Source organism: Gottfriedia acidiceleris, assembly GCF_050457485.1.
In the GTDB taxonomy this organism is placed as follows: Bacteria; Bacillota; Bacilli; order Bacillales; family Bacillaceae_G; genus Gottfriedia; species Gottfriedia acidiceleris_D.
On sequence record NZ_JBCMJM010000036.1, the window covers coordinates 1 to 1309 of the forward strand.

2 protein-coding genes are annotated in these 1309 nt (G+C 30.3%); both read right to left on the reverse strand.

Annotated features, from left to right (window positions below; all coding sequences use genetic code 11):
- Positions 1–46 precede the first annotated feature (46 nt).
- Positions 47–988: an IS3 family transposase gene (locus ABEY15_RS23930; RefSeq protein ID WP_429892466.1), complete on the reverse strand. Its 942-nt coding sequence runs from the start codon at positions 986–988 to the stop codon at positions 47–49.
- Positions 910–1239, reverse strand: coding sequence for a transposase (locus ABEY15_RS23935; RefSeq protein WP_429892465.1), 330 nt, complete (start codon positions 1237–1239; stop codon positions 910–912). The genes ABEY15_RS23930 and ABEY15_RS23935 overlap by 79 nt, the downstream gene beginning before the upstream one ends.
- Positions 1240–1309: the final 70 nt, after the last annotated feature.

Here is a 1309-nt window from a genome sequence, read left to right on the forward strand (position 1 = left end):
TGGTCTTATCCCTGTCAAGTAGACACTTAAATAAAAGGTACACTATTTAAGCTGCCTTAGCCCTATATTCTATAGGGCTAAGGTTATTTAATTTTTTCTGAAAACGTTTATTGTTATAAAACTTAATATATTTATTTACTGCTGTTTTAACCTCTTGCGAAGTCTCAAAATGATTACGGTAAAAACATTCGGTTTTAAAGTGACTAAAAAAACTTTCCATACTTGCGTTATCTAAACAATTTCCTTTTCTAGACATACTTCCCTTAATATTGTACTTATTTAAAAGTTGGTTATATCTTATTGAGGTGTACTGGAAACCTTGATCACTATGTAATATGAGACCTCTTATATCTCTATTCTTTATAGCTTCTTTTAAAGTATCAGCTACTAATTTCAGGTCATTTCTTTCACTTATTTTATAAGCGACAATTTCATTATTATACAGGTCTAATATAGAAGATAAATAGATTTTCTTCCCATTAAAAAGTAAGTAGGTAATATCTGTTACCCATTTTTCATTTGGACGTTTAGCTGAAAAATCTCTATTTAAATAGTTACTTGAAAAGATAAATTTTTCTTTACGTCCAAAGTGTTTCCATTTCTTTTTTCGTATCTTAGCTTGTATCTTATTTGATTTCATCAAACGATGTATTCTCTTATGATTCACTTTTAGTCCATACACTTTACTCAGCCAAGTTTTAACTCTCGGATAACCATAACTCCAATTAATATCTGGATCTTGTTGGCATTCAATAATTTTTTTCACTATTGATTGATCTTCTAAATCTTTTTTTGTAGGGCTACTCTGACGTCTTAACCATTTGTAGTACCCACTTTTTGAAACACCTGCTATCTTACATAAAATAACAACTGTAAATTGTTTCTTAAGTTCATGAATTATACTGTATTCTATTGATTTTTCTTTTCCTGTATCATCCTCCTTTTCGCAGCTAAGAGCTTTTTTAAATAAGCATTCTCTGCTTCTAATCGGTTGATTTTTTCAGCCTCGCTTTCAAGTGATTTTTTAGGTCTACCATGTAGTGGACTATCTGATTTTCCTCTCTTTTCATCTAATCCTTGAAATCCTTCTCGATTGTAGTGAGATATCCAACGTTTTACTATTGACTTTGAAATTCCTAATTCATTGGCAATAGAAGTAGAACCCATATGATTATTCACATACATATCTATCGCTTTAAGCTTGAATTCTTTTGAATAAGTTTTTCTAATTTTCCCCATAAAAAAATCCCCTCCAAAGTAGACAGTACAACCCTTTCTTTTTACTGTCTACTATGAGGGGATATTAACA